The organism is Ruminococcus sp. HUN007 (assembly GCF_000712055.1).
Lineage (GTDB): Bacteria > Bacillota > Clostridia > Oscillospirales > Ruminococcaceae > HUN007.
The window spans coordinates 904,592-930,338 of record NZ_JOOA01000001.1 but is presented as its reverse complement, the minus strand read 5'-3'; the positions used below and the strand labels follow the sequence as shown (position 1 = coordinate 930,338).

The window sequence follows — 25,747 nt, the reverse complement described above, 5'->3', positions numbered from 1 at the left end:
TTTCCTTAAAATACTCTTACTGCAGTGAACGTAAAAATCTGTTTTGCGTTCACTGCTGATTTCGTTACAGGAGGAAAGATGAAAAAACACATTTTCCGGATAATTCAGATAGGCAGCAAGGAGGATCTGCCAAGCAGGCTTTTTGACTATTTCATAGTTACGTGCATAATCCTTAACATAACTGTTGCGTTCCTTTATACATTCAGTGAGCTGAGCGCTTTTTACGGTCTGTTCAGGATAATTGAAACACTTACAGTTGGTGTATTCATACTGGAGTACGGCCTTCGTCTGTGGACGGCTGACCAGCTGTATCCTGAAAAGAACAAAGGAAAATCAGTTCTGAGGTTCCTTTTATCATTCGACGGCATCATCGATTTTCTGACGATCCTTCCGTTTTTCTTCCTTTCGGGATTCATCGTGTTCCCGAATGCTCAGAGTCGTAAGAATATTCAGACTGTTCAGGGTAAATTCGCAGTATGACTCATTCAATATAATAACTACCGTTTTATTTGAAAAGAAGAATCAGATCCTTTCTTCACTTTTTATAATTTTTCATTCTCATGCTTGCTTCATCACTCGGCATATACAATGCTGAGCACGAAGCTCAGCCGGATGTCTACAGAAACGCATTTTCCGGTATATGGTGGAGCGTTTCCACACTTCTTACCGTAGGCTACGGTGACATTTATCCTGTGACGACAGCGGGGAAGGATAATCGCAATTTTCAGTGCATTTCTCGGAGTCGGGGCAGTAGCTATCCCTACCGGTATCATCAGTGCCGGATTTGTTGAACAGTATACGAAAAAAGCAGTATTCGGACATTAAATTCAAAGATATCAAAGAGATCGGCGAAAAATTATAGCTGACAGAAACGAACGGACTTGAAGGCCATTACTGTCCGGACAGGCAAAAGAAGATTTTGATCTTCATAATCTACGTTGTTATCCGTGATGATCTGACGCTTATTGGGCGTCCGACGGTCTGCTGATAAAGGCCGGAGACCGTGGTGGTTGCCGGTTCAAAGAAAATAGTAAAATAAGTTGTTGTTTAAGGACACACTGATTAAAACGGAAATCCGGCTTCGCCGGATTTCCGGAGGTGAGATTTGCGGGACTTCGCCCCGGACCCTCACGCTGATTTATTCATAAATCAGCGTTTCCTCAGGAAAGCGGCTGCGTTTTTTTTGATGCAGCCGCTTTTTTCTCCGGCGTATGCTCTATTGACTTTTTATAGTATAAAATGATAAAAATTATAAGGAATATTGTTTTGGGAGATGTATAAGGTTTGAAAGTAACTCTTATAGCCCATACTCCTGATCCGGAAAGAATTATTGCTACTGCTGCAAAGCTTTGCTATTCCCCGAGCGATATCATGTCGCTGAAGGAAGGACTTACCGATGAAAAGGTGGAAAAGCTTTGTATCAATTGCTCATAAGCATCGGACACGAGAGCGTTCTAGAGCATGTCAGCTTTACTTTCGGCATTGAGGGTATATCAAGGGCGTGTTCCGCATCAGCTTGTAAGACCACAGAATAGCGTCATATTCACAGAAAAGCCAGCGCTATGTAAATGAAGACGGATTTGACTTCATAACACCGCCGGAAATTGCGGCTGTTCCTGAAGCAAAAGCTGAGTTTGACAGGCAGATGGAAGCACTTACTGAGAGTTATAACAGGGATCGCTGATATTCTCACTGAAAATCATAAAAAGACTTTTATGGAACAGGGCTTTTGACGAAAAGGAAGCCGCATCCAGAGCAAGAAAAAAAAGCTAATGAAGATGCGCGTTTTGTACTTCCGAATGCGTGCGAGACCAAGATAGTGGTTACGATGAACGTCAGAAGTCTTTTGAATTTCTTCAGGCACCGCTGCTGCTGCAGAGCACAGTGGGAAATAAAGGATGTTGCAGATGAAATGCTGAAACTCTGCTGCGAAGCCGCGCCGAATGTGTTTAGGAAAGCCGGTCCTTCATGCTATTCCGAGGGCAAATGTCCTGAAGGGAAGATGACCTGCGGAAAATACGCTGAAGTAAAAGATTTTTACAGCAGACTGCACTCAGATAACAAAGCTTAGGGAAACGCTGATTTCTCATAAATCAGCGTGAGGGTTCGGGGCGAAGCCCCGCAAATCCCACCTCCGTAAATCCGGCGAAAGCCGGATTTACGGTTTGATCAGCGTTTCCCTGGAAAGAAGGTTTAATATGGTTTACGTTTTTCTCGCTGACGGCTTTGAAGAGATCGAAGCCCTTACAGTAGTTGATCTTTGCAGAAGAAGCGGAATTGATGTTAAAACAGTCGGTATCGGAAGGGAAGCTATCCGCGGTTCACACGGTATACTTGTTCAGGCCGACGTTAAGGACACAGACTTCGCTCCGGACGCTGAAACAGAAATGATCGTGCTTCCGGGCGGAATGCCGGGAACAAAGAATCTTGAGGCTTCTGACACAGTTCAGAAGGCGATTGACTTCTGCGTTACCAACAATAAATATGTGGCTGCTATATGTGCAGCTCCGTCCATTCTCGGACACAGAGGACTTCTCAGGGGACACAAGGCACTCTGCTATGCCGGTTTTGAAAGCCAGCTAGAAGGTGCTGAAATCGCCTACGGAACAGTATGTCTTTCAGGCAGCTTCCTCACATCAAGAGGTCCGGGAACAGCTGTCGACTTTTCACTCAAGATCGTTGAGATCTTAAAGTCAAGGGAGATAAGTGAAGCACTGGCTTCATCACTTCTTTACACAAGCCGATGATGACAGATAAACTGCTTTTCAGAAAACAGGCGCTTAAAATGCGTTCCGAACTTTTTCCTTCTGCAGAAAAAAAGAAAGAGGCAGATCTTAAGATCCTTGAAAACCTCGTAAACGCAGATCTTATCAGGAAAGCAGAAATCGTCCTTACCTATGTTTCATACAGAGATGAAGCAGATACTTTAAAAACTTATAGAATATCTTTTGTCAGAAGGCATCAGTACTGCCGTTCCCCGCTGCAGAAAGCAGGGAGAGATGGACTTTTTCATGATAAAAAGTTTTGAGGATTTAAAACCTTCTTTCATGGGAATACCGGAGCCGGAATATGACGAGACCCGACTGGTTCGTAATTTTACCGGTGCTCTCTGTATCGTTCCGGGAACAGCCTTTGATCTTAAGGGAAACCGTACAGGTTACGGCGGAGGATATTACGACAGGTTTTTAAGCCGTGAAAAGGACGTAACACCGGCAGGAATCTGCTACAGCCCGCTTGTCTTTGATGAGGTACCTTCAGAACCTCACGATGTAAGCGTTGACTATATAATAACAGAGAAAGGAATAATAGATATCAATGGATAATCAGAAAGATGAAAACGGTCAGGAAAGAAATAAAAGACCTGCTTCGTCCGGAAACAAGCCAAAAGGCACGTTTTCAGGATTTATGAAGGCATTTCTTGCACCTGCACCGCCTCCGAAGAAGAAAAGACCTTCAAAGGTGATCCGATATATCAGACCTAAGAAAGGAAACCGTATAGCAATAAGCCTTGTGTTTATTTTCGCTATACTCAGTGTATCAGTACTCTCATCTATAGGAATAATATTCTTAGCCAGAGAATTTCTCGGTATAGACAAGAGTGCGGCTACCTACATTGTAAATATTCCGGAAAACGCAACGACTGATGACGTTATCAGAATAATGACTGTTGATCAGGAGAAGAACAGGAAGGAACCTATTATCAAGGTCGATAAAATGTTCAGGATCCTCGCTGACCTTCAGGAGAGACGAAACGAAGAACCTATAGAGTATGTTTCCGGCAACCACAATCTGCGTCCTAATATGGGTTATCAGGATATTCTCGAGGAACTGCAGAGTACATATTATATCGAAAAGGAAACTGTAACAATAACCATCAGGGAAGGCATGCGCCTGAGAGCGGTTGCCAAGCTGCTCGAAGATGAAGGTGTCTGTGCTGCGGACAAGTTTATATACTACTTCAACGCAGGACTTGAAGACTACGACTTTATAAATAATATTCCGCAGCCTACAGCCAACGATCTGCGTTTTGACCGAATGGAAGGATATCTCTTCCCTGATACCTACGAATTCTACAAGGCCCCGGACGGCGATGTCAAGGTGCTTGAGGAACAGGATTATGAGATCATTCTCAGAACTATCTATGAGAACTTTGAAGCCAAGTATGATGACGAGATGAAGAAAAGAGCGGCTGAAGTCGGTATGACAATGGACAAGGTCGTTACACTTGCATCAATCGTACAGCTTGAAGCTGCAAATACAGCTGACATGAAAAATGTTGCCTCAGTATTTATGAACCGTCTTAATGACTATGAACGGTTCCCGGCTCTTGAATCAAACCCTACAACCGAATACAGCATTTATCTCAAGAGTCTTGATGATTATTCCGTTACTTCAAAAATGCTGAAAGCATATGATACATACCAGACAAACGGACTCCCGCCGGGACCGATATGCAGCCCTGGTCTTGATGCTATGAAGGCTGTACTCTGGCCTAACAATACAAATTACTATTACTTCTGTGCTAACGTTGAAACAAAGGAAGTATACTATGCTGAAACTAACGAACAGCATGAAGAAAACCTTATCAAGGCCGGAATTGATATTAACGACCTTGATTATGATGACTGACCGATCAGATAATAAGTAAAGAAAAAGCACCGGATATGATTCATGTCCGGTGTTTTTGGAAAACGCAGTGTTTCCACAGAATAACGGAGGTTTTGAATTTGGAATTAGAGGTACTTGCGCCGGCAGGGGACCGCGAAAGACTTTTATCAGCACTTAACTACGGCGCCGATGCCGTTTATCTCGGAAGAAAACAGTTCGGTATGAGAGCTTCATCCGGCAATTTTGATTTTGAAGGACTTAAGGAAGCAGTAAAGCTTTCCCACGACAAGGGCGTGAAGGTGTTCCTTACCTGCAACACTCTTCCGAGAAATAATGAGATACCGCTTTTTGAACAGTTTGTACGTGAAGCTGTTGAAGCCGGGGTGGATGCACTTATCGCTGCCGATCTCGGAATAATCTCGCTCATTAAGAAATATGCACCTGACATGGTGATACACGCTTCCACACAGACAGGTATCGTAAACTATGTTACAGCAAACGAACTTTATAACATGGGATGCAAACGAGTAGTTCTTGCCCGTGAGCTGTCACTTGATGAAATAGCTGAGATACGTGCCAGGACTCCTAAGGATCTTGAAATCGAGTGCTTCGTTCACGGTGCTATGTGCGTTTCATTCTCGGGACGCTGTCTGCTTTCAAGTTACCTTGTAAACCGTGATGCCAACAGGGGAGAATGTGCACAGCCGTGCCGCTGGGGATATCATCTTCAGGAGGAAAAAAGGCCTAATGAGTTCTATCCTGTTTTCGAGGACGAGCAGGGAACATACATTCTCAATGCCAAGGACATGTCGATGATAGAACACATCGACAAGCTTCGTGAAGCAGGTATATACAGTCTCAAGATCGAGGGAAGGGCAAAGTCAGCCTACTACGTTTCAGTGGTTACAAACGCCTACAGAATGGCTGTGGACTGCTGCCTGAAGGGTGAGCCTGTACCGCAGTGGGTTTATGACGAGGTATTCAAGGTAAGCCACAGAAAGTACTGTACCGGATTTTTCTTCGGACATCCGAAGGACAGTCAGTACTATGAGACGGGCGGTTACATAAGGGAATATGACGTTGTGGCTGTTGTTGATGAATGCCGTGACGGAAGGCTCTATGCCACACAGCGAAACAAGTTCCTTGCAGGAGATACGCTTGAAGTATTCTCGCCGGGAAAGGAACCGCAGATCATCAAAGCTGATGTGATCTACAACGAAAAAGATGAGTCAGTTGAGAGTGCGAACCACGCAATGATGAAGTTTTCGATACCGTGCGAAAAGGAATTCCCGAAGGATGCAATAATCCGAATGCAGAAACAGTAATAATATCAGGACGAAAAAAATCAGGTCACATGATTGATCATGTGCCTGATTCTTTTTTTGAATTTTTTTAGAATATATTTTAACTGAGATAAATTTCAAAACGTACTGTTGTACCGCAGCCAAGTTCAGTTTCTATTTCGAAACTGTCGGTATTTTTTCTGATCTTTGAAAATCCCTGTCCGTTGCCAAGGCCCCGGGCTCTGATCTCGGAATCAGGAGAGACGGTAGTATAACCGTCGTTCATAGCCATTTCAGGATCGGCAATACCCGGTCCGTTGTCCGCTGCTTCCACCCTGAGTACATCCGGTGTGATCTCAACATCAATAAGGCCGCCGTTAGCATGTATTATCATGTTGAGTTCTGTTTCGTATACAGCAAGTGTGGCTTTACGGATAATTTCATTATTGATGTTCATTTCAGAGAGTTTTGTTTTTATGTCTTCTGAAACAGCTCCGGCATTTAGAAAATCATTAGGTGTTACAATATATGATAGTTTGGTTTCAGGATTCATTCTTTTTTCGATAACCTCCCTGCTTTTTCTTCTATATATATTATACCATAATACAAGAGAAAAGTAAAGCGCTTTTTGTGTATTTTGTTCAATAATGTTTGTGATAATATTATTGTTTTTAGTCTGATTTTCTGATATAATTATAGTATACGTGAAAATGAATGTTAAGGAAACACTGATTAAACCGGAAATCCGGCTTCAACGTATTTCCAAAGGTGGTATTTCCGGGACTTTGCCCCGGAGCCTCACGCTGATTTATGAATAAATCAGCGTTTCCTTAAGGGAGGATTATGATATGACAGCACTTATCACCGGAGCGAGTACAGGGATCGGGCGCGATATGGCGATCTATCTCAGCACTCTTGGATATGATCTTATTCTTGTGGCAAGAAGCAGAGACAAGCTGCTTAAACTGAAAAAGCTTCTTCCTGTAAGGGTAAAGGTAATCGCAGCAGATCTTTCTGATCCGGAAAATGCAAAAAGAGTATATTATGTATGCCGGAGTTTCAGAGTCGATCTTCTGGTAAACAACGCAGGAATTGGTGAAGTAGGTCCTTTTGAGAAAACTTCACTTGAAAAAGAGCTGAACCTTATTAATCTTAATGTTACAGCACTTCATATACTTTCAAAGCTTTTTTACCGGAGATTTGCATCTGAGGGCAGAGGAACCATACTGAATGTTGCATCTTCTGCGGCATTTTATCCGGGACCACTCATGGCGGCTTACTATGCATCAAAAGCCTATGTACTCAACCTTTCACAGTCCCTTTACCGCGAGGCAAAGGAATCCGGTAACGGAGTGAAAATAAGTGTTCTCTGTCCGGGGCCGGTACAGACTGAATTCAATAAAAGGATAGGCGTTACAAACAGCTTCAGCCCGGCTTCTTCGGAAAAGGTAGCCAAGTATGCGATCGATAAAACACTTGAAGGAAAGTTCCTTATAATTCCTGAGGCTAAGATGAAAGTAAGTGTAGCAGCTTCCTCACTTCTTCCTGCAGAGATGAAATCAAAACTGGTTTATCTTATACAAAAAGGTAAATCACCGCTTTAAAACAAAAGCAGCATATCCGGATCGCGTAAATACGCGGCTTGAGGATATGCTGCTTTTATTTGGCAAAAATCCCGGAACCGGTTAAACCGGCTCCGGGATTAATTCTTTTATATTGACAGATATGATTATCAGCTGAACTTGTTTCTGAGAAGAATAAGGTCAATGATAGAGATCTTGCCGTCGTTGTTCATATCAGCATTTTTCTTTCCTGAAGCAGAAAGATCAGTCTTGCCGATAAGAGCACCCATGAGTGTTACATAGTCGTTAGTTGTAACTGAACCGTCAGCATTTACGTCGCCCTTAACGTTATCATTATTCGGAGAAGGTGATGGTGACGGGCTTGGTGAAGGTGATGGAGACGGAGAAGGTGATGGTGAAGGTGATGGAGATGGAGATGGTGAAGGTGAAGCCTTAGGTGTTGTTGTAGTTGAAGCTGCCTTGCCGTCTGTGTATAATGTTACAGAATCAATTGTGAATTCGTCACAGTCGATCCACCATACACCGAACTTGATCTCTCCGCCGTATTCTGTCTGGATGATAGAAGAGATATCTGAAGGAACCTTCCATGAGATAGTTCCGCTGTTGCCGCTGATTGTCTGAGTGATCTCATCACCCATTGCCCAGTAGCCTGCTGCATCATCAGTTGTTGAAGTACCGAACTGACCAACATATTTACCGATGTTCTTGCCTGCTGAGATGTTTACGTCAACCTTTGTGATCTTTTCCTTAGCAGAGATACCGAAATCCTTGTAAGCGAAACCGATCATTCTGTCGTCTTCACCGAGTGCGCTGTATGTGATCTTCTTGCCTGACTTTAATGTGTAGCCGCCGTCAGAAGATGTAGGCTGCTGTGTAGGCTGCTGAGTTGGCTGAGTTGTAGGCTGAGTTGTAGGCTGCTGTGTAGGCTGTGGCTGCTGTGGTGTAGGAGAAGGAGAAGCAGGAGCCTGCTGTGTAGGTGATGGCTGTGTTACTACTGCAGCACCTGCACCGTTGCTCTTTGTACCTTCGAATGAAGAAGCAATTGTGCCTGACTTTTTGAATGAGTAAAGACCAGCAGCAGCACCTACAAGACCTGCGTTGTAGTCGATAGCAACTTCGTTACTCTTGTAGTCGTCGATAACGTCTGTGTATGTTCCGCCTGCATCAGCCGGACCACCTGCGAGAGCACCGATAAGTGTGTAGTGGTGGTTAGGGTTGTATTCCTTAACACCTGTGTGGAATCCGTCAGCACCGTCGTATCCCTGGTAGCCTGAAGCTGCTCTGTGGTGGCAGTTCTTTGCTGAGTTTGAAGCAAAGCCTGTTACGAAGCATGTGTTCTTCGGGTTCTGACCGAGGATATAAGTCATCTGGCCCTGGCACCAGTTTGTATAATTTCCTGCGTTGTGCTTTGTGCATACAAGAGCTGCCAACTGCATTGCACAGTTATATCTTGCACTGCCCCATTCGCTCATGCAAAGATATCCGCTGCCGTTGCACTGACCGCCGAGATATCCTGTAACTGCATCCCAGCTGCCTACGCCGATCTCAGCTGCGAGACAAGCAGCACCCATTTCAACGTTGTTCCAGCTGTGTACCCAGCCAATCTTCTTCTGGTTAGCCTGACAGTCATTCTTGTAACCGCCGTCCTTAGTAGCGATGTAGAGCCAGCCAGCTGCCCATGCAAGGTCATCGTTGAAGCTGTCTGACTTGTAGAAGCCTGTGCAGTCACCGTTTGAACAGCTTGGGTTTGCCTTAGCGTAGTTGTAGAGAGCCTTAGCGTACTTAAGGTCTTCAGTGTTACCGAAGTTTACGTAGCTGACTGCAAGAGCTGCAGCGTATTCAGCTGCGATTTCGCCTGAACCGTTTGATCTCCAGTCGCATCCGCCTCTGTCGCCCTGCTTTTCAGGAGCACCCCAGTAAGCGTGGTCTGTGTCGCCGAGACCCTTCTGGATACAGATCTTTGAAACTCTGTCGCCTGAAAGAACTGTAGCTTTTCTGAAGAAATCAGCAAAGTAATCATTGATTGTCTTGTAGTGAACTGTTACACCGAGTCCGTCGAAAGCCTCCTTGAATTCGTAGTAGCTCCATCCGAGTGTTGAAGCTGCGTAGCCCTGTGGGAGACCGAACATTGCGTGGTCACCGGCATCGTGGAAACCGCCGTCAACTTCGTCGTTTGTGTGGCAGTTGCCTCTCCATTTCATAAGAGACTTAGATTCAACGTTCTTTCCGCACATGTTGGCATCGTAGAAGAAGAGTGATGCCTGAAGGAGCTTTGCGTAGTTGTCAGTGTCAGCAGCCTTAACTGTGTTTCCGCCGAAAACAGCACCTGTCTGTCCGAGACCTGAAACAGTGAGTGTAAGAGCAGCAACAGCTGCTATAGCCTTACCTGTTAAATTTTTCTGAACCATTGGAAAAATCATCCTTTCAAATTTTTAATTAAAATAAATGCAACTTATTTCAATCAATTCCATACGATACTATTATACACAAAAAAGACATGCTTGTGAATACTTTTTTTATAAACTTTGAAAAATTAATACTTTGTTCATAAATATTCAGAAAATGCAATGAAAAAAGGTTTCCCATATATTGCGAATATGGGAAACCGTATAAAACATGAACTTTTTTAATCAGAAGATGCAGTTGTCACATCAGTCTGCTGGAATTCATTTTCGTAGATCTCGACATCAACTGTGTATTCGCCGTAAGCCCATACATTTTTGTATTTTGACGGCAGAAGCACCAGCGCCTTGTAGGTGCTTATTCCGGTATTGAGTTTACCGGTACCGGAAACTGTGCTTTTTGAAAGATCTATTTCGACTGTAAGATTGTCAGCTGTTATCTTTTCAATATCCTCTTCAGGTCCTATTATAGTCACATTGTCAAGACGCTGTGTTACCAGTTCAGCAGTGTATTTTGACGAGTAAGGGTTTTTGATCGTAAATCTTGAATCATCAACACTGTCAAAGGTTTTTTCAGCAAGTCCTGAACTTTCGAATTTCAGATATGTTGAGACTACGTTTGAGTCATTTTTCAGCTTTGGATAACTTTCAAGTGCTCTGGTCAGGTCAAATGAAGCTGAGAAATCAGTGTTTATCGAGCTGAGCGAGATGCTCTCATCACTCGAAACCGGAAGGGAATCAATGTCATCGATCGAGGTGTCATCCGAAGAAACGGTTATCGTTGGTGTGCTTAACGAAAGTCTGTCAAGAATAAACTGCTTGTTGAAATAGTCCGGTACATCAGTAATAATGTGACTGAACTGAATGTCAATATTCTTGACGCTTGAAATGTTGACCATGACGGTAAGCTCACTTTTATTGATCGTGAACTGATTCTTCGACATATAAGGTCTGATTATCTTGTTGATGTCCTCGCCGTTTTCGTTAAGGAAAGTTAAGTTTCCGAGTGATGCGGTGACCTGAAATGACCTTCTTGTGTCATAGGCTACGTTCTGTGTGATATTCAGCTCGCAGGAACTTATCATATTTACGTAAGGTTCCGGTCCTGTTACGGAAACCGATTCACAGGTAAGACTTTTCAGCTTATGTCCTTCAGCAGCAGTGATACCGGGAGCTTTTACCGTTACATCCACTGTTTTCGTGATCTCTTTGTAAAAATAAACCTTTGCTTTGTTCTGACTCGGTTCTTTCAGTTTATAGTCACAGTCATAGCTGTTGTCATCAGTTTTCTGCACAGTGAGTTTGGCAGTAACCGGCTGTTCACCGCTGTAGTTGTCTGCACTCACTTTTATATAGAATTCTTTCTTTGTAAGAAATCCGATGTATTTTCTGTTGGCATCGACTCTTATGTCTGCGTTCTGTACGTCGGCGTCGTAGATCTTGTATCCTTCTGCCTCGGCAGGAGTGCCGGCTATGCTGGCTTCGAAATCAACAGGAACGTCGTTTATATATATGTGATCGTCAGGCCATCTCTGGGTGGTGATATATCCCCAGATGAAAACAGCGAGAAGAACAGAAATGACTAACAGTACGGAATCTCTTTCCAGTGACCGTTCCACAAAGAGTTTGACTTTATTGATAATGTTCTTCATTTTTTGTTTTTCCTCCGGTTAAACATAAGGAAATGTTTTTTGCTGTCGTTGACTTCATCAGACTTGTCGTTGATAACATGGTCGATCAGAAAGATGCTGAGCGATTTTGAGGAAAAGTTTCTGAACAGCTTACCGTTGCAGGCAACCGAAATAGTGCCCGTTTCTTCGGAAACGACAACTATTACGGCATCTGAGTTTTCACTCATTCCTATGGCTGCACGGTGGCGGGATCCTAGTTTTTTGTCTATAAGTTCTTCACGTTCCGGTTTCGGAAGATAACATGCCGCGGCAACTATCATGCCGTTTCTCATTATTACCGCACCGTCGTGAAGAGGTGTTTTCGGATAAAAGATGTTTCCGAGAAGTTCCTTGCTCGGAAGACATTCCATCATGGTGCCCGAACTGATTTCCAGTCCGAGTCTTGTTTTTCTTTCAAGGACTATCAGTGCACCGGTTTTTGTTGCGGAAAGTTCATCAACACTGTCACAGATCTCCTTTATTGCAGTTTCCCATCTGGCAACAAAATCATCAGGATGATTGTTGAAGAACGAAAGCTTTGAAACGCTGGTGCGTCCGACACGTTCTAGTGCACGGCGCATTTCCGGCTGGAACATTATCAGTATTGCTATAAATCCGTTGTTGAGTATAACGGACAGCAGGAATTCCATTGCCTTGAATTTAAAAATGACACAGGTGAAGTACGCGAGCAGAAGAAATATGATACCTTTTGCAAGCTGCCCTGCTCGTGTTTCACGGATTATCTGTATTAACTTGAATATGATAAGCGAAAGAATGGCGATATCGAAAAAGTCACCGATTTTCATTGAGTTGAAAATACTCCATAAAGAGCCGATCAGCCCGCTCAGATACAAATATTTCACATCCTATCGTTACTGACGGGACAAAGACAATATAATCTCCCGTCTTAAAAGTATACTATTATTTATTTTATCATATTTTCATAATTTTTCAATAGCTAATTAAAGAAGTTTTTTAAGTTTAAAAAAATATTTACTTTTCTATGGACTTATTCGCAAAAATATTATATAATAGAAAAGCATATGATGCCGGAGCCTGTGCGAAAAGCCTGTGCTTTCCAGCGGCCGGCTGACAATATATAACAGACAAAAGGAGTTAGAAAATAATGTCTTTTAATAAGAATATCAGCAGAAAAATTCTTGCTGCTGCAACTGCACTGACAATGGTGTTTGCAGGTACAGCCTGCGGTGAAAGCACGTCATGGGTGGCTAAATGTCAGGATGAAAAAGTGAACTCAGGCATTTTTATTTACTATCAGACACAGGCTATGAGCGAAGCAACTTCCAGACTGGTAAAGGATAACAGTGAACTTGACACTTCGGACACAAAGCTTATGAAGACACTTTCCATTGACGGAAAGGACGTTACACAGTGGGTGAACGAAAAAGCCACAAAGCAGGTAAAGGAATATGCTGCGGTAAACGAAAAATTCGATGAACTCGGACTTGAACTTTCTGCTGATGATATTTCAAAGATCAAGTCAATGTCTGAATCATTCTGGGGATACTACTCAGGAATGTACGAGCAGAATGGTATCGGTGAGGATTCATTCAGAAAGATCGTGGAATATGACTACAAAAAGGAAAAGGTTTTCCTCCACTACTACGGTGAAGGCGGAGAAAAGGAATGCGACGATGCACAGATCGCAGCATATCTTGAAGGCAACTATTCAAGAGTAAAGTACATAAAGTTTGATCTTACTGATTCCGAGGGCAATGCACTTGACAATGACGCTAAGGCTGAAGTAAAGAAACTTGCTGAAGAATACAAGAAAAAGGCTGATTCCGGTAAAAACTTCGATGACCTCATAAAGGAATACGACGATTACAAGGCTAAGAAGGCAGAAGAGGCTGCAGCTGAAACAGCTGAAGTTACGGGCGAGGCAGCAGCTGCTGAAGCAGTTACAGGCACAGAGGCAGAAACTACCGGTGATGTTACATCTGCAGAAGAAAGTGCTGTGACAACAGCAGTTTCAGAAGACGAAGCAGCTGTTACAGAAACATCAGATGAAACAGCTGAAGGCAGCGAAGGTGAAGTAACATCAGCTGAAACTTCAGAAGAAGAGACATCTTCAGAAACTACTGAAGCAGCTTCCGAAGATGAAGATGCAGCAGTTACATCAGCCGTAACAGATGAAAACGGCGAACCGGCTGTTACTGAAGAAGCTTCAGAAGAAAAAACAGAAGAAGCTGAAGAAACTGATCCTTATCAGAATGAATATGTTCTTAAGAAGGGCTCTGAAGAGGACGGCTACAATCCGTCAGAGGCTGTAAACAAGGCAGCTTTCAATGACTGCGTTGTAGGCGGACCTGCTGTAATAGTTGAAGATACAGAGAACAACGGACTCTATCTTGTTCAGCGTCTTGATGTAGTTGAAAGAGAAGACTATTTCGAAGGTGAAAAGAGAACATCAACTCTTATGGAAATGTTCAAGGATGAATTCAGCAATATGGCTTCCGAGTGGGCTGACTCATACGGTGTTACATTCAACGACGCTTCTCTGAAGAGATATGATCCTTTCAAGATAAAATACTGATAAACGTCAGACGACAGAATTCAGGGCAGCACATGCCGGTGCTGCATTAAAAAACAGACTGATAAAAAGTTCTGAATACAACATGATCAGCATATCCTGCTCACGTAAATACGTGGGTCCGGATATGCTGATCTGCTTTTTGGGAAAGTTTTACTGCCTCTCTTTTTTCTGTGATTTGCCAGAGACGCAAAAACGCTGATACGTTCATCTGCTGATCATGCCGTAAGGAAGAAGCAGGATTCCCTTATTGATCAGTATTTCATAAAAAGCTATTGAAAAAATCATAGAAAATTGTTATAATATAGTCTATATAAAAGGAAATTATCAATACAGAAAAACAGGTGGTTTAGATGAACGAAAAAATCAGGATCCTCAAGGACAATATCGAAAAGTCTATCGTTGGAAAGGAAGACGTTATTATAAAGGTAATAGCGGCTCTTCTGTGCGGGGGTCATATCCTTATCGAAGACGTTCCGGGTGTGGGAAAGACACAGCTTATTTCCTCGATGGCCAAATCTCTCGATGGAAAATTCAACCGTGTACAGATGACACCGGATATCATGCCGTCCGATATAATCGGATTTTCAATGATAAATCAGAAAACAGGCGAACTTGAATACAGACCGGGAGCTGCGATGTGCAATTTTCTTCTGGCGGATGAGATCAACCGTGCTTCGCCGAAATCCCAGTCAAGCCTTCTTGAAATAATGGAGGAAGGACAGATAAGCCTTGACGGAAAAACACATGCTCTTCCGGTACCGTTCATGGTAATGGCTACTCAGAATCCGGTGGAGACCTACGGAACATATCATCTTCCTGAAGCACAGATGGACCGTTTCTTCATGAAGATCAGCATGGGTTATCCTACTGCCGAGGAAGAGATCAGGATAATCGAAAGAACGGAATTCGGCAATCCTGTCGATAACGTTGAACGTGCAGTCATTACTCTTGAAGATATAGCAGATCTGCAGAAACAGGTAATGAACGTCCGTGTTATCCCTTCAGTGAAAAAGTACATAACCGATATTGTACGCTCGACACGCGACAGTGAAATGGTGACTCTCGGAGTAAGTCCGCGAGGCAGTATAACGCTTTACAAGGCTTCGAAGGCAATAGCCTTTATAAACGGAAGAGATTATGTTACTCCTGATGATGTAAAATATATCGCCGGATGTGTTCTTTCACTCAGGGTCATACTTTCAGTAAAGGGACGTACGAAATACGGAACATCAGATGAATTTATAAAAAGAATACTGGAAATAACTGCTGTCCCTGCCGATGCCGTGAAGTAAGGGCGGAGGTGACGCTTTTTAATGAAAGCAGTATTTTCATATGTTATAGTTTTACTTTCTGCCTGCAGCTACATGATACTCTTTGACCGTAATGCCGGCGGAATAATGGCGGTTTTCCTTGTAGTTGTACCGCTTGTCTCAGTGTTTCTTACACTTTTTGCAAGGAAAAAGGTCCAGATAAGAGTTGACAGTACGAATGATCTGGTACCGAAAAACAAAAACTGTACGATAAAGGTGCTTGTAACCAAAGACACGATAATTCCGCTTCCTGTTATCAGCTTTGAATTCAGGGCGACAGAACATTTCAGAAAAACTGAATATGATGTTTACCGCTTTTCAATGTCTGAAAACAGGGACCTTACAATAGATATCAGCGTTTTTCCGGAAGTCTGCGGAAAAGCAGGTGTTAAAATAGGACACATTTATATTACAGACTACCTCGGAATTTTCCGTTTCAGGATCCGTGTACCTCAGATCGAACACGAAATAGACATCATTCCTGAAATACACGAAATAAATGACTGTGCAGGAATTCTCAGAAGTATTTCCGATACTCTTCCTGACAATGATGACGACGAAACGGAAACGGCGGCAGTCTACGGCAGAGCTGCGTTTCCGGGATACGGATACAGAAACTATGTTCCGGGAGATTCACTGAAAAAAGTAAACTGGAAGCTTTCTTCAAAAAAGAACGAGCTTTATGTCCGCATGGACGAAAGTGCCGGAATGACGCTGCCGAAAATAATACTTGATATCAGCGCTCCGGAAACTGATTCAGGCAGACGTTCCGCGATCGAACATACAGCGATGGTAACTGAAGGTGCACTTTCCATACTTGATATGTGTGTGCGAAACGGCATAGAATGCAGTTTTATTTATCCCGGACATGAAGAAATGATCACGGAAGATGTCCTGACACATGATGACGTTGAAAGGATCGCCTGCGGAATGATAAAGGACCTGACTCCGGGAAAGATGATCCCGGATCTTTCATCTCCCGCCGATTCCAAATCCTCGGACATGAATATAATCTGTACGCCCGAAATCTGTGAATCAACAGCAAAAGCGGCTGAAAACGCCGTGCTCAGCGGGAACTATGTCAAGTTCATCATTCCTGAAGATCTTTACACTGACGAATGCATTCCGGTGCCTGAGCTGTGGCTTCTTAACGACAACTGGATGCTGACAAGGACTGTCTGACGGAGGTGGGATAATTGATCAGATTTTACAGGGAAGGCATACTAAAAAACATTGTCCCTCTCATTCTCTGCGTTTCCATCGTGGCAAGCTGCATGTACGTTTACAGCAGGGAATATCTTGCTGCGGTCACGCTTATTACGGTGATAATACAGGCTACTGTATTTTCATTCTATACTTATATTTCCGGAAAATCCATGCTGCTCAGGTTCGTATCCATACTCGGATCTTTTTTTGCTATCGGCGGACTTGTTTCAATAGCGGTTAAGACGGGAAACAACCAGAGTACAGTTGACTATTTCGTATGGTTCCTGTCTCCGCAGTCACTTGTTGATTTTTCACCGTCGTATATAGCAGCGACGTTTATTATAATCAATTTCTTTATCGCATCCACTGTTTATTATTTTTCGGCGGTACGCTACAGGATATCGATGACCTTTCTCATTACGCTGATACCTTTTGCGTTTTACAGGAAGGAAACAGAACAGGTGCCGGTGTTTTTTGCGCTGCTTCTGCTTGTAATGTACATGGCACTTATGATACACTGCCGGCAGATAAACACAAAGCCGCGCCACAAAATGATCGTGGAGAAGGGATACAAGAGATCCATGGTCGTATTTCTTGCATTTACGGCACTTCTTGCTCTTGTTGTCCCTAAGCCGAAACTTGACATCGACAACTCATGGGTCGATACTGTTTTTGAATCGCAGCGTTTTACGGATTACATGCTCCATCGTCTCGGAATCGTATCCGAAACAGCTTCGTCATCACTTGCGTATACAGGAAATGCAAATGTCAAGCTGTTTGAATTTATCACCAATGAAGATCCTGTGAATCTTAAATCACAGACCTATAGCCTTTACAATTTCGAAAAGAATCTGTGGAGAACAATGGAAAATGAAACTTCCGGAGAAAAGCTCAGCGAGACTGATGCTGAACTTCTTGATCCGTCAGAATTCTATAAGGCTGTTGCCGCAGCTGCTGAACTTGACAGTAAATGGGCCGGTAAATACGGACTTGAAAATCTTGCTCCGGAACTGAAGGAGCCGTATATAAGATCTGTCTCGCTGCTGTCTACCAGAGTAAATTCAAGGTTCTGCTACAGTCCCGTTCTTGCATATGCGGTATCAGTCGTAGGCTCCGGAAGGGGAGACGTTTTCAGGACAGAACAGGGTATGCTCTATTCAGCGGCATCAGATAATCCAAATTATACACTGAGATATTATTCAGACAGTTCGCTTTCCGAGAAAAATCTTCAGACTGTTGTTAATTCAGTTGATAACAATACGTTCCCGGTGTTTCTGAGTGAACTCATTGAGATCCTTTCGGATAACGGTATTACGGACTACAATGAAGTGATAACAGCATACGTCGATGATTATTTCCACGCGATGGAGTATTATCAGAAGACCGAAACCGAAATGCCGGAATCTGTGTACCGTATAACCGAAAAAGTAGTTTCCGGATGCGATTCGGATCTGGAAAAAGCTCAGGCTATAGAATCATATTTCAGACTCAATGATTTTAAATACAGCCTTGCATACAAGAAACCTGACGGCTACAATATGGAATATTTCCTTACTGAAGGCAAAACCGGACTCTGCTCTGACTATGCGACCGCCATGGTTCTTATGGCAAGAGCTGCAGGAATTCCGGCAAGATATGCCGAAGGACTTCACCTGCATGATCCTTACGACGAGGCACCGTCATCTGTGGTAAGCAGTTCGGGCAGGAAACTTCCGGGATTATATGTCTCTGTTACAGACAGCGATCTTCATGCATTTCCGGAACTGTATATATCCGGATTCGGATGGAAATCATTTGAACCGACACAGCTCAGCGTCGCTGAGGAGAAGTCTTCGTTCGACTACAGAATGTCCGTAGTCATGGCAGTTACAGCGCTTGCTCTTATAATTTTTATTCTTTTCTTTGACAGGAAGATCAGACCGTATTTCTCTGAAAAGATATTCTTCAGCCGTCTGAAAAGGGCTTCCAATGAAAAATCGGTCAGCATGATCGTATCAAGGATAAGAAACAAGCTGGGGCTTGACAGCAGTATGACATCTGCGGAAACGGGAAGATACGTTCTTGAATTGTTCGGAACTGATATGACTGCAACTGTAAATGATTATGATGCAGCTGTATACGGCGGGCAGAAACTGAATGAAGAAGCAAGAAAAGCAGCTGAGGAACTGTATTCACGGCTTACGGAAATGATCAGGGAAAAGAAAAAAGCTGAGAAAAGAAGGATGGGAAAATGAAGGAAACCGAATATAAATTTCTTGTTGACAGAAAAAAATTCTACGAGATCATGGAACTCATAAAAGACCGCTATACTGATGCGGAATACAAGGATGTCATTCAGATAAACTATTACTATGATACTGATGACAACTATCTGCTTTCAAATCACACCACACTAAGAGCGAGGCAGACAGAAAACAGCCTTCGTCTTGAACTGAAAGAATCGCAGCAGCTGACAGGAAATGACTATTCCACTGCAAATGAAACATGTATGGATATTGAAAAACTCAAGAGTGACATAACACTTGAGAACGGAAAGTTTGCCTGGATACCGTTTTCGCTCCAGGGTGAACTGGTTACGCACAGAACCAGCATCCGCCCATCTGATTCGCTCTCGATAGACTTTGACGTTAATTTCTATCTTGGAAAATGTGATTACGAGATTGAAATGGAATTCAAGGATATGGCGGAAAAAGGAACGAAAGTTCTCGTTGAAAAACTGGGTATTATGAAATATATCAATACCGTAGGAGGAAAGGCGCGCCGTTTCTTCCAGTACAAATCGGAGACGTTATGAACGAGAGACTACCGTATCTCAGAGAAAAGACAAACAGACTTTCCACCTTTCCGGGCGTCTATAAAATGAAAAATCAGGCCGGGGATATCATTTACATCGGTAAGGCCAAAAACCTGAAAAACCGTGTTACCAGCTATTTCAGACAGTCGGCGGACCATACACCGAAGGTCGCAAAGATGGTGGAAAATGTATATGACTATGATTTTATCGTAACCGATACAGAGTATGAGGCCCTTGTGCTCGAGTGCAGTCTGATAAAGCAGCACAAGCCGAAATACAACATTCTGCTTAAGGATGACAAGGGGTATCACTACATACATGTTTCCGGTGAACTTTATCCCCGCATAACTGCTGAAAAAAGGATCATTGAAGGTGGGATTACTCTCGGACCATATACAAGTTCCGGCGTGACAAAACAGACGGTCGCAGAAGTGAACAAAGTCTTCATGCTGCCGGTCTGCCATAAGAAATTTCCGTGCACGTCTGCGGCGAACAGACGTCCGTGTCTGAATTATCATATAAAGCAGTGCATGGGCGTATGCACCGGAAAGATATCTGCTGAAAATTACGGCGCGATCATTAACGATGCTCTGAACTACATAAAGACCGGCAGCCGTGATTCAGTGGAAAAACTCCGTGAGGAAATGGAGAAGGCTGCAGAAAATCTGGAATTTGAAAAGGCGGCTGTTCTTCGTGACAGGATAAACAACATAACAAGAGCTGCACAGACTCAGAAAATCTTTGATCCTGATATCGATAATACTGATATTATCGCATCTGTCAGCGATCATAACGGAACATGTGTTTCTGTTATTGTGTACAGGAACGGAAAACTGGTCGACAAGAATTCATATTTTTTTGAAGGCGCAGACAATGACACGTCACTTTACACTGACTTTATAATGCAGTACTATTCAAGCGGACATGATGTTCCTGAGAAGATCTTTACTGAGTATGAGTGCGAAGATGCTGATGTTGTTTCAGGAATACTGAAGGAACAGTCAGGACATGCAGTGCATGTGCTTTTCAGACAGAAGGGCAGTATGATGAAGTACATCATGCTTGCCAGAAACAATGCAAGTGAATTCCTTTCCGTCAGGGCAGGAAGAACCGGAAAGGAGCTTATCGCTCTTGAACAGCTTTCGCAGCTTCTGGGACTCCCGAAACCTCCTGAGTATATTGAGGCATACGATATATCAAACCTTGGCTCATCAGCGATGTGTGCCAGTATGGTCGTTTTTGAGAACGGAAGGCCGCTGAAAAAGATGTACAAGCGTTTTTCCATAAAAAATGTAGCGATACAGAACGACTACGCATGTATGCATGAAGTCCTCGAAAGAAGATTCACGCGTTTTCTTGATGAAAATGAAACAGATGAAGGTTTCAGAAGAAAGCCTGATCTGGTGTTCCTTGACGGCGGCAAAGGACAGGTTAATGCCGTTGAACCATACTTAAGAGAGATGGGAATTGACGTTCCGGTCTTCGGTATAGTCAAGGACAACAAACACCGCACAAGGGCGATATCCACCGGCGGTGAGGAAATATCCGTTTCAAGTCTCAGGTCAGCGTTCACGCTTCTTACAAACATACAGGATGAAATGCACAGGGTGGCTATTACCTATCAGAAAAAGCTTCATTCAAAAATAACGTTTGATTCACGTCTGACATCTGTAAAGGGGATCGGTGAAAAAAAGGCTGCCAGGCTTATGGAACATTTCAGGACAGCAGAAGCGATAGGAAAAGCAGAGCCGGAGGAGGTAAGCCGCATCGCCGGCATATCTGCGGAAACGGCTGCGGAACTGATATTAAAGCTAAGTCAGTAAAACGCCGGCTTTCCGGCTTGATCAGTACTTCCTTAGTCCGGAAAGAGACTATCGTTGCTATAGACATTGTAAAAAAAATGTAGTATAATAATTATTAATTATAGTAAACGAAATATTTTTCGTTTACTATTAGGCGATATGCAGGGAGCAAACGTAGTTTGCGGATCTGCAAGGTAATATAAATGAATTAATTATAGTGAACGTAAAAAAAAAATTGCGTTCACCATAATTTAAGTTTAAGGAGCGGTCTCATTATGCGTATAATTGCAGGTACTGCAAGAGGGAGAAAACTAAGAACACTTGAAGGCAGCGACGTAAGGCCGACGACAGACAAGGTAAAGGAAGCCATGTTTTCTGCAATACAGTTTCAGATCCCCGGAGCTTCGGTACTTGATCTTTTCGGCGGCAGCGGACAGCTTGGAATAGAGGCACTCAGCCGCGGGGCTGAAAAAGCAGTTTTTGTTGACAGGGCAAAGGCTTCAGTGAACATTATAACTGAAAATATCGAAACAGCAGGATTCACAGACAGGAGCAGAGTCGTTTTCATGGATTCACTTGATTTTCTGAAAAGTGACAGAAACACATATGATCTTGCTTTTCTGGATCCGCCGTATCACATGGGAATACTTGAAAAAGCGCTTCCTCTTCTTGCCGAACGTATGAATGAAGGCGGAAGGATCATGTGTGAACATGAGCAGCGTCTTGAACTTCCGGAGAAAATTGGTCCGCTGGTCTTGAAAAAAAAATATAAGTATGGTAAAATAGAAATAAGTCAGTTTATCCATGAAGGATACTGATGTTATTTTCTTAAAACAAGAGGTGTTTCAGAGGTGAGAAGGATAGCAGTCTGCCCCGGAAGTTTTGATCCGGTGACATTTGGACACATCGATATTTTCACCCGCGCGTCCACGCTGTTTGACAAGGTTATAATACTGGTTTCGACCAATCTTTCAAAGCAGCCGCTTTTTACTCCAACCGAGAGAATAAAGATGATAATGGATGTAACAGCCGGAATGGATAATGTAGTCATCGATATTCTTGACGGACTTCTTGCAGACTATGTACGTGAAGTCGGAGCCTGCGCAATAGTAAAGGGACTCAGGGCTGTCAGTGACTTTGAGTATGAATTCCAGATGGCTCTTGCAAATAAAAAGCTTTATCCGGATGCTGAAACAGTTTTTCTTACAACAAGTACCGAAAATATGTATCTCAGTTCAAGTGTAGTTAAACAGATCGCTGCATTTGGCGGTGATATAAGCAGTTTTGTTCCTGAAATTATCAGAGAAAGCATTGTGAACAGGATAACAGGTGTTAAATGATCTTCTGACAGTCTGGATTCCGGGCCTCAGAGGTTGTTATATATATATTTATTATTTCATTTCATGATGAAAGGAGAGAACCACGGTCTATCCGCGGTGACTTGCATATGAACAATATAGACGAGATACTTGAGCAGATGGAAGAATTGCTTGATAAATCTGCACTGATGCCATTTTCACAGAATAAGATGATCATTGATTCCGAGCGTCTCAGAGAACTTATAGACGATATAAGACTCAATATTCCTCAGGAGATCAAGCGCGCAAAGCTTATAGATTTTGACTGCGAAAGAATCATCAAGGAAGCAGAACAGAAGGCTGAACAGATAGTACAGCAGGCTGAGGAAAGAGCCAAGGCACTTGTTTCAGGCGATACGATCGTAAAAGAAGCCAAGCAGAGAGCAGCTGAACTGATTTCTCAGGCTCAGGCACGTTCAAAGGAGATCAGAAGTGCCACAAGCAACTATGTTGACAATATGCTTCACGATGCTGAACTCTATTTTACAAAGGGACTTCAGGATGTCAAGAGAACAACACAGGAAATCAACAAGGTAAAGAACGGCGGAAAGAACACATCCGACGGCCAGAATCAGCAGTGATTCCGGACAGACAGTGATAATATAGATAAAAAATCAGGCGTACCATCGGTACGCCTTTTGCAGTTTAAGGAAGAAAAGTTTCTGCGGATCTTTTCTTCTTATTTTTTTCCTTTTTTTACGGTTGTTTCTTCCGGTTCTGCTTCGTCTTCCGGTACGGATGTAACAGCTGCGTTTTCATCGTAAACAACAGGATTGCCTTCTTCATCAGTAACAGTTTCTCCGTTTTCATCGGTAACAAAAACTTCAGGTGCTTCCGTTGCCTTAAGACCGGCTACACGCTCCCAGAAATTTGCTTCAGATGTAACGATGTTCAGTTCCAGATCAAACGGCTGTATTTCAACAGGTCTTGTGTATTCATCTCTTTTCAGACTTACATCAGGATTTTCCTTAAAAAATGAAATGGCAATAACAAGAAAAATAATAGCTGCTGAAATAATGCTGACCAGTATTATCGTATTCTTCATTATACTGCTCCTTTGCAGAAAAATTCACATTATGATAACGGGAATTACTACATAAACTGTCTCACAAAAATCATGTCAGACAGGAGTTTCTGTTTTACCTCTGTTTCCCTAAAGTATATTATAGCAAAGCACTGTAGAAAAGTAAAGAAAAATATAATGAAAATACTTGAAAATAGGCCGGCCATGTAGTATAATAAAACAGTAATGCGTTTTTAACAGCATAATACTGAAAGGAGTTTAAGAATATGAATTATTCTCATGAAGTTGAAACAATGTGCCCTATCGCACAGGGCGTTGCTCATGGTGCTGCTCCAATTCCTGAAGAAGCAAAATGGGTAAAGGCAAAAGAAATCAAGGATATTTCTGGTTTTACACACGGAATCGGCTGGTGTGCTCCGCAGCAGGGTACATGTAAGCTTACACTTAACGTTAAGGAAGGCGTTATCCAGGAGTGTCTCGTTGAAACTATCGGATGTTCAGGTATGACACACTCAGCAGCTATGGCTTCTGAAATCCTCCCTGGCAGAACAATCCTCGAAGCTCTCAACACAGACCTCGTTTGTGACGCTATCAATACAGCAATGAGAGAACTTTTCCTCCAGATCGTTTACGGTCGTTCACAGAGTGCTTTCTCTGAAGACGGTCTTGTAATCGGTGCAGGTCTTGAAGACCTCGGTAAGGGCCTCCGTTCACAGGTTGGTACAATGTACGGTACTCTCGCAAAGGGTCCTCGTTACCTCGAAATGACAGACGGTTACGTTACAAAGCTCGCTCTCAACGAAGATAATGAGATCATTGGCTATAAGTTTGTAAACTTCGGAAAGATGATGGACTTCATCAAGGCCGGCGATGATGCTAACACAGCATTTGAAAAGGCTCAGGGTCAGTACGGAAGAGTTGCTGATGCAGTTAAGCTCGTTGACCCAAGAAAAGAATAAGGAGGAAACTTACAATGGCTTTATTTGAATCATATGACAGAAGAGAGAAGCAGATTCTCGCTGTAATCAAAGAATACGGCATCAACTCTATCGAAGAGTGTGCTGAAGTTTGCAAGGCTAAGGGCCTCGACATCTACAAGCTCGTTGAAGGTATCCAGCCTATCTGTTTTGAAAATGCTAAGTGGGCTTACACAGTAGGCTGCGCTATCGCTATCAAGAAGGGCTGCAAGAAGGCTGCTGACGCTGCTGCAGCTATCGGTGAAGGTCTCCAGGCTTTCTGTATCCCTGGTTCAGTTGCTGACCAGAGAAAGGTTGGTCTCGGTCACGGTAACCTCGGCAAGATGCTCCTCGAAGAAGAAACAGAATGTTTCGCATTCCTCGCAGGTCACGAATCATTCGCTGCTGCTGAAGGTGCTATCGGTATCGCTGAAAAGGCTAACAAGGTTCGTAAGACTCCTCTCCGTGTTATCCTCAACGGTCTCGGCAAGGACGCAGCTCAGATCATCGCAAGAATCAACGGCTTCACATACGTTGAAACAGAGATGGACTACCACACAGGCGAAGTTAAGGAAGTATTCCGCAAGGCTTACTCAAACGGTCTCCGCGCAAAGGTTAACTGCTACGGCGCTAACGACGTAACAGAAGGCGTTGCAATCATGTGGAAGGAAAACGTTGACGTTTCTATCACAGGTAACTCAACAAACCCTACAAGATTCCAGCACCCTGTTGCAGGTACATACAAGAAGGAAAGAACTGACGCTGGCAAGAAGTACTTCTCAGTAGCTTCAGGCGGCGGTACAGGCCGTACACTCCACCCTGATAACATGGCTGCAGGTCCTGCTTCATACGGTATGACAGATACAATGGGCAGAATGCACTCTGACGCTCAGTTCGCTGGTTCATCATCAGTTCCTGCTCACGTAGAAATGATGGGTCTCATCGGCATGGGTAACAACCCAATGGTTGGTGCAACAGTTGCTTGCGCAGTTGCTGTTGAAGAGGCTATGAAGTAATTCATAACTCACGTAAATACGTAGTTTAAATAAAATCCCGGTAATTCTTACGAATCGCCGGGATTTTTGTTTTTTTGCTATAAATTAGGTAAAATCAGGCTTCGTGAGTACGAAAAAAGTACGTAGCGTTGTAGACGTACTCGCGAGTACATTTGTGAGTACCGAAAAAAGCGAGAGC

Annotated in this window: 24 protein-coding genes and 1 pseudogene; 20 read left to right on the top strand and 5 right to left on the bottom strand. The window is 43.2% G+C overall.

Annotated features, from left to right (window positions below; translation table 11 throughout):
- Positions 1 to 78 precede the first annotated feature (78 nt).
- The 8 genes and pseudogenes from CC97_RS20830 (at position 79) to CC97_RS03940 (ending at position 5,933) form a co-directional block, all read left to right on the top strand.
- The gene (locus CC97_RS20830) at positions 79 to 480 is read left to right on the top strand and encodes an ion transporter (RefSeq protein ID WP_242848112.1); all 402 of its coding nucleotides are present in this window, start codon (positions 79 to 81) and stop codon (positions 478 to 480) included.
- A gap of 80 nt (positions 481 to 560) precedes the next feature.
- Entirely contained in the window at positions 561 to 791 is a 231-nt protein-coding gene (locus CC97_RS20825) for a potassium channel family protein (RefSeq protein WP_242848111.1), read from the top strand.
- 493 nt (positions 792 to 1,284) lie between these two features.
- A pseudogene (gene thyX / locus CC97_RS20460) lies at positions 1,285 to 2,071 on the top strand (FAD-dependent thymidylate synthase).
- Between the two features lie 127 nt (positions 2,072 to 2,198).
- On the top strand, positions 2,199 to 2,747 hold the full coding sequence (locus tag CC97_RS03955) for a DJ-1 family glyoxalase III (RefSeq protein ID WP_044973806.1): 549 nt from the start codon (positions 2,199 to 2,201) through the stop codon (positions 2,745 to 2,747).
- On the top strand, positions 2,747 to 3,028 hold the full coding sequence (locus tag CC97_RS18600; protein WP_156036754.1) for a hypothetical protein: 282 nt from the start codon (positions 2,747 to 2,749) through the stop codon (positions 3,026 to 3,028). The genes CC97_RS03955 and CC97_RS18600 overlap by 1 nt, the downstream gene beginning before the upstream one ends.
- Positions 2,949 to 3,323 (top strand): 5-formyltetrahydrofolate cyclo-ligase, encoded by a 375-nt coding sequence (locus CC97_RS18595; RefSeq protein WP_197021810.1) that lies wholly within the window; start codon positions 2,949 to 2,951, stop codon positions 3,321 to 3,323. The genes CC97_RS18600 and CC97_RS18595 overlap by 80 nt, the downstream gene beginning before the upstream one ends.
- Positions 3,316 to 4,629: an endolytic transglycosylase MltG gene (gene mltG, locus CC97_RS03945; RefSeq protein ID WP_044973805.1), complete on the top strand. Its 1,314-nt coding sequence runs from the start codon at positions 3,316 to 3,318 to the stop codon at positions 4,627 to 4,629. The genes CC97_RS18595 and mltG overlap by 8 nt, the downstream gene beginning before the upstream one ends.
- Positions 4,630 to 4,721: 92 nt before the next feature.
- Entirely contained in the window at positions 4,722 to 5,933 is a 1,212-nt protein-coding gene (locus CC97_RS03940; protein ID WP_044973804.1) for a U32 family peptidase, read from the top strand.
- Between the two features lie 79 nt (positions 5,934 to 6,012).
- Here the strand turns inward: CC97_RS03940 and CC97_RS03935 are convergent, their stop codons facing one another.
- Positions 6,013 to 6,444, bottom strand: a complete 432-nt coding sequence (locus CC97_RS03935) for an ATP-binding protein (protein ID WP_044973803.1) — start codon at positions 6,442 to 6,444, stop codon at positions 6,013 to 6,015.
- A gap of 295 nt (positions 6,445 to 6,739) precedes the next feature.
- Between CC97_RS03935 and CC97_RS03930 the strand changes: the two genes are divergently transcribed.
- Complete coding sequence (locus tag CC97_RS03930; RefSeq protein ID WP_044973802.1) at positions 6,740 to 7,495, top strand: SDR family NAD(P)-dependent oxidoreductase; 756 nt, start codon at positions 6,740 to 6,742, stop codon at positions 7,493 to 7,495.
- Between the two features lie 128 nt (positions 7,496 to 7,623).
- On the opposite strand, the gene CC97_RS18590 is transcribed toward CC97_RS03930, so the two are convergent.
- The 3 genes from CC97_RS18590 to cdaA form a co-directional block, all read right to left on the bottom strand.
- Complete coding sequence (locus CC97_RS18590) at positions 7,624 to 9,882, bottom strand: glycoside hydrolase family 9 protein (protein ID WP_049962676.1); 2,259 nt, start codon at positions 9,880 to 9,882, stop codon at positions 7,624 to 7,626.
- Positions 9,883 to 10,100: 218 nt separating this feature from the next.
- On the bottom strand, positions 10,101 to 11,528 hold the full coding sequence (locus CC97_RS03920; RefSeq protein ID WP_044973801.1) for a hypothetical protein: 1,428 nt from the start codon (positions 11,526 to 11,528) through the stop codon (positions 10,101 to 10,103).
- Positions 11,525 to 12,400, bottom strand: coding sequence for a diadenylate cyclase CdaA (gene cdaA, locus CC97_RS03915; protein WP_242848110.1), 876 nt, complete (start codon positions 12,398 to 12,400; stop codon positions 11,525 to 11,527). The genes CC97_RS03920 and cdaA overlap by 4 nt, the downstream gene beginning before the upstream one ends.
- 272 nt (positions 12,401 to 12,672) lie before the next feature.
- On the opposite strand from cdaA, the gene CC97_RS03910 reads away from it, so the two are divergent.
- From CC97_RS03910 to CC97_RS03870, 9 genes are all read left to right on the top strand, one after another.
- A complete protein-coding gene (locus CC97_RS03910; RefSeq protein ID WP_044973800.1) occupies positions 12,673 to 14,103 on the top strand; it encodes a hypothetical protein in 1,431 nt (476 codons plus the stop codon).
- Between the two features lie 350 nt (positions 14,104 to 14,453).
- Positions 14,454 to 15,395, top strand: a complete 942-nt coding sequence (locus CC97_RS03905; protein WP_044973799.1) for a MoxR family ATPase — start codon at positions 14,454 to 14,456, stop codon at positions 15,393 to 15,395.
- Between the two features lie 21 nt (positions 15,396 to 15,416).
- The gene (locus CC97_RS03900) at positions 15,417 to 16,595 is read left to right on the top strand and encodes a DUF58 domain-containing protein (protein ID WP_044973798.1); all 1,179 of its coding nucleotides are present in this window, start codon (positions 15,417 to 15,419) and stop codon (positions 16,593 to 16,595) included.
- Positions 16,596 to 16,609: 14 nt separating this feature from the next.
- Positions 16,610 to 18,853: a transglutaminase-like domain-containing protein gene (locus CC97_RS03895; RefSeq protein ID WP_044973797.1), complete on the top strand. Its 2,244-nt coding sequence runs from the start codon at positions 16,610 to 16,612 to the stop codon at positions 18,851 to 18,853.
- Positions 18,850 to 19,413 (top strand): CYTH domain-containing protein, encoded by a 564-nt coding sequence (locus tag CC97_RS03890; RefSeq protein ID WP_044973796.1) that lies wholly within the window; start codon positions 18,850 to 18,852, stop codon positions 19,411 to 19,413. The genes CC97_RS03895 and CC97_RS03890 overlap by 4 nt, the downstream gene beginning before the upstream one ends.
- Entirely contained in the window at positions 19,410 to 21,236 is a 1,827-nt protein-coding gene (gene uvrC / locus CC97_RS03885) for an excinuclease ABC subunit UvrC (protein ID WP_049962675.1), read from the top strand. The genes CC97_RS03890 and uvrC overlap by 4 nt, the downstream gene beginning before the upstream one ends.
- Before the next feature lie 254 nt (positions 21,237 to 21,490).
- Complete coding sequence (gene rsmD, locus CC97_RS03880; RefSeq protein ID WP_044973795.1) at positions 21,491 to 22,033, top strand: 16S rRNA (guanine(966)-N(2))-methyltransferase RsmD; 543 nt, start codon at positions 21,491 to 21,493, stop codon at positions 22,031 to 22,033.
- 33 nt (positions 22,034 to 22,066) lie between these two features.
- Positions 22,067 to 22,555 carry a pantetheine-phosphate adenylyltransferase gene (coaD, locus tag CC97_RS03875; RefSeq protein ID WP_044973794.1) on the top strand — a complete coding sequence of 163 codons (489 nt, stop codon included), beginning with the start codon at positions 22,067 to 22,069 and terminating at the stop codon, positions 22,553 to 22,555.
- Positions 22,556 to 22,662: 107 nt separating this feature from the next.
- The gene (locus CC97_RS03870) at positions 22,663 to 23,154 is read left to right on the top strand and encodes a vacuolar-type H+-ATPase subunit H (RefSeq protein ID WP_044973793.1); all 492 of its coding nucleotides are present in this window, start codon (positions 22,663 to 22,665) and stop codon (positions 23,152 to 23,154) included.
- Positions 23,155 to 23,252: 98 nt separating this feature from the next.
- On the opposite strand, the gene CC97_RS03865 is transcribed toward CC97_RS03870, so the two are convergent.
- Positions 23,253 to 23,618 (bottom strand): hypothetical protein, encoded by a 366-nt coding sequence (locus tag CC97_RS03865; protein WP_044973792.1) that lies wholly within the window; start codon positions 23,616 to 23,618, stop codon positions 23,253 to 23,255.
- Positions 23,619 to 23,863: 245 nt separating this feature from the next.
- Between CC97_RS03865 and CC97_RS03860 the strand changes: the two genes are divergently transcribed.
- Positions 23,864 to 24,556: a nitrogen fixation protein NifU gene (locus CC97_RS03860; RefSeq protein ID WP_044973791.1), complete on the top strand. Its 693-nt coding sequence runs from the start codon at positions 23,864 to 23,866 to the stop codon at positions 24,554 to 24,556.
- 14 nt (positions 24,557 to 24,570) lie between these two features.
- Positions 24,571 to 25,569, top strand: coding sequence for a GGGtGRT protein (locus tag CC97_RS03855; protein ID WP_044973790.1), 999 nt, complete (start codon positions 24,571 to 24,573; stop codon positions 25,567 to 25,569).
- The last annotated feature ends 178 nt before the right edge of the window (positions 25,570 to 25,747 follow it).

Coding starts and splice junctions, on each gene's coding strand:
- CC97_RS20830 (WP_242848112.1), top strand. CDS start 79: ATGAAAAAACACATTTTCCGGATAATTCAGATAGGCAGCAAGGAGGAT.
- CC97_RS20825 (WP_242848111.1), top strand. CDS start 561: ATGCTTGCTTCATCACTCGGCATATACAATGCTGAGCACGAAGCTCAG.
- CC97_RS03955 (WP_044973806.1), top strand. CDS start 2,199: ATGGTTTACGTTTTTCTCGCTGACGGCTTTGAAGAGATCGAAGCCCTT.
- CC97_RS18600 (WP_156036754.1), top strand. CDS start 2,747: ATGACAGATAAACTGCTTTTCAGAAAACAGGCGCTTAAAATGCGTTCC.
- mltG (WP_044973805.1), top strand. CDS start 3,316: ATGGATAATCAGAAAGATGAAAACGGTCAGGAAAGAAATAAAAGACCT.
- CC97_RS03935 (WP_044973803.1), bottom strand. CDS start 6,444: ATGAATCCTGAAACCAAACTATCATATATTGTAACACCTAATGATTTT.
- CC97_RS03930 (WP_044973802.1), top strand. CDS start 6,740: ATGACAGCACTTATCACCGGAGCGAGTACAGGGATCGGGCGCGATATG.
- CC97_RS18590 (WP_049962676.1), bottom strand. CDS start 9,882: ATGGTTCAGAAAAATTTAACAGGTAAGGCTATAGCAGCTGTTGCTGCT.
- CC97_RS03920 (WP_044973801.1), bottom strand. CDS start 11,528: ATGAAGAACATTATCAATAAAGTCAAACTCTTTGTGGAACGGTCACTG.
- CC97_RS03910 (WP_044973800.1), top strand. CDS start 12,673: ATGTCTTTTAATAAGAATATCAGCAGAAAAATTCTTGCTGCTGCAACT.
- CC97_RS03905 (WP_044973799.1), top strand. CDS start 14,454: ATGAACGAAAAAATCAGGATCCTCAAGGACAATATCGAAAAGTCTATC.
- CC97_RS03900 (WP_044973798.1), top strand. CDS start 15,417: ATGAAAGCAGTATTTTCATATGTTATAGTTTTACTTTCTGCCTGCAGC.
- CC97_RS03890 (WP_044973796.1), top strand. CDS start 18,850: ATGAAGGAAACCGAATATAAATTTCTTGTTGACAGAAAAAAATTCTAC.
- uvrC (WP_049962675.1), top strand. CDS start 19,410: ATGAACGAGAGACTACCGTATCTCAGAGAAAAGACAAACAGACTTTCC.
- rsmD (WP_044973795.1), top strand. CDS start 21,491: ATGCGTATAATTGCAGGTACTGCAAGAGGGAGAAAACTAAGAACACTT.
- CC97_RS03870 (WP_044973793.1), top strand. CDS start 22,663: ATGAACAATATAGACGAGATACTTGAGCAGATGGAAGAATTGCTTGAT.
- CC97_RS03865 (WP_044973792.1), bottom strand. CDS start 23,618: ATGAAGAATACGATAATACTGGTCAGCATTATTTCAGCAGCTATTATT.
- CC97_RS03860 (WP_044973791.1), top strand. CDS start 23,864: ATGAATTATTCTCATGAAGTTGAAACAATGTGCCCTATCGCACAGGGC.
- CC97_RS03855 (WP_044973790.1), top strand. CDS start 24,571: ATGGCTTTATTTGAATCATATGACAGAAGAGAGAAGCAGATTCTCGCT.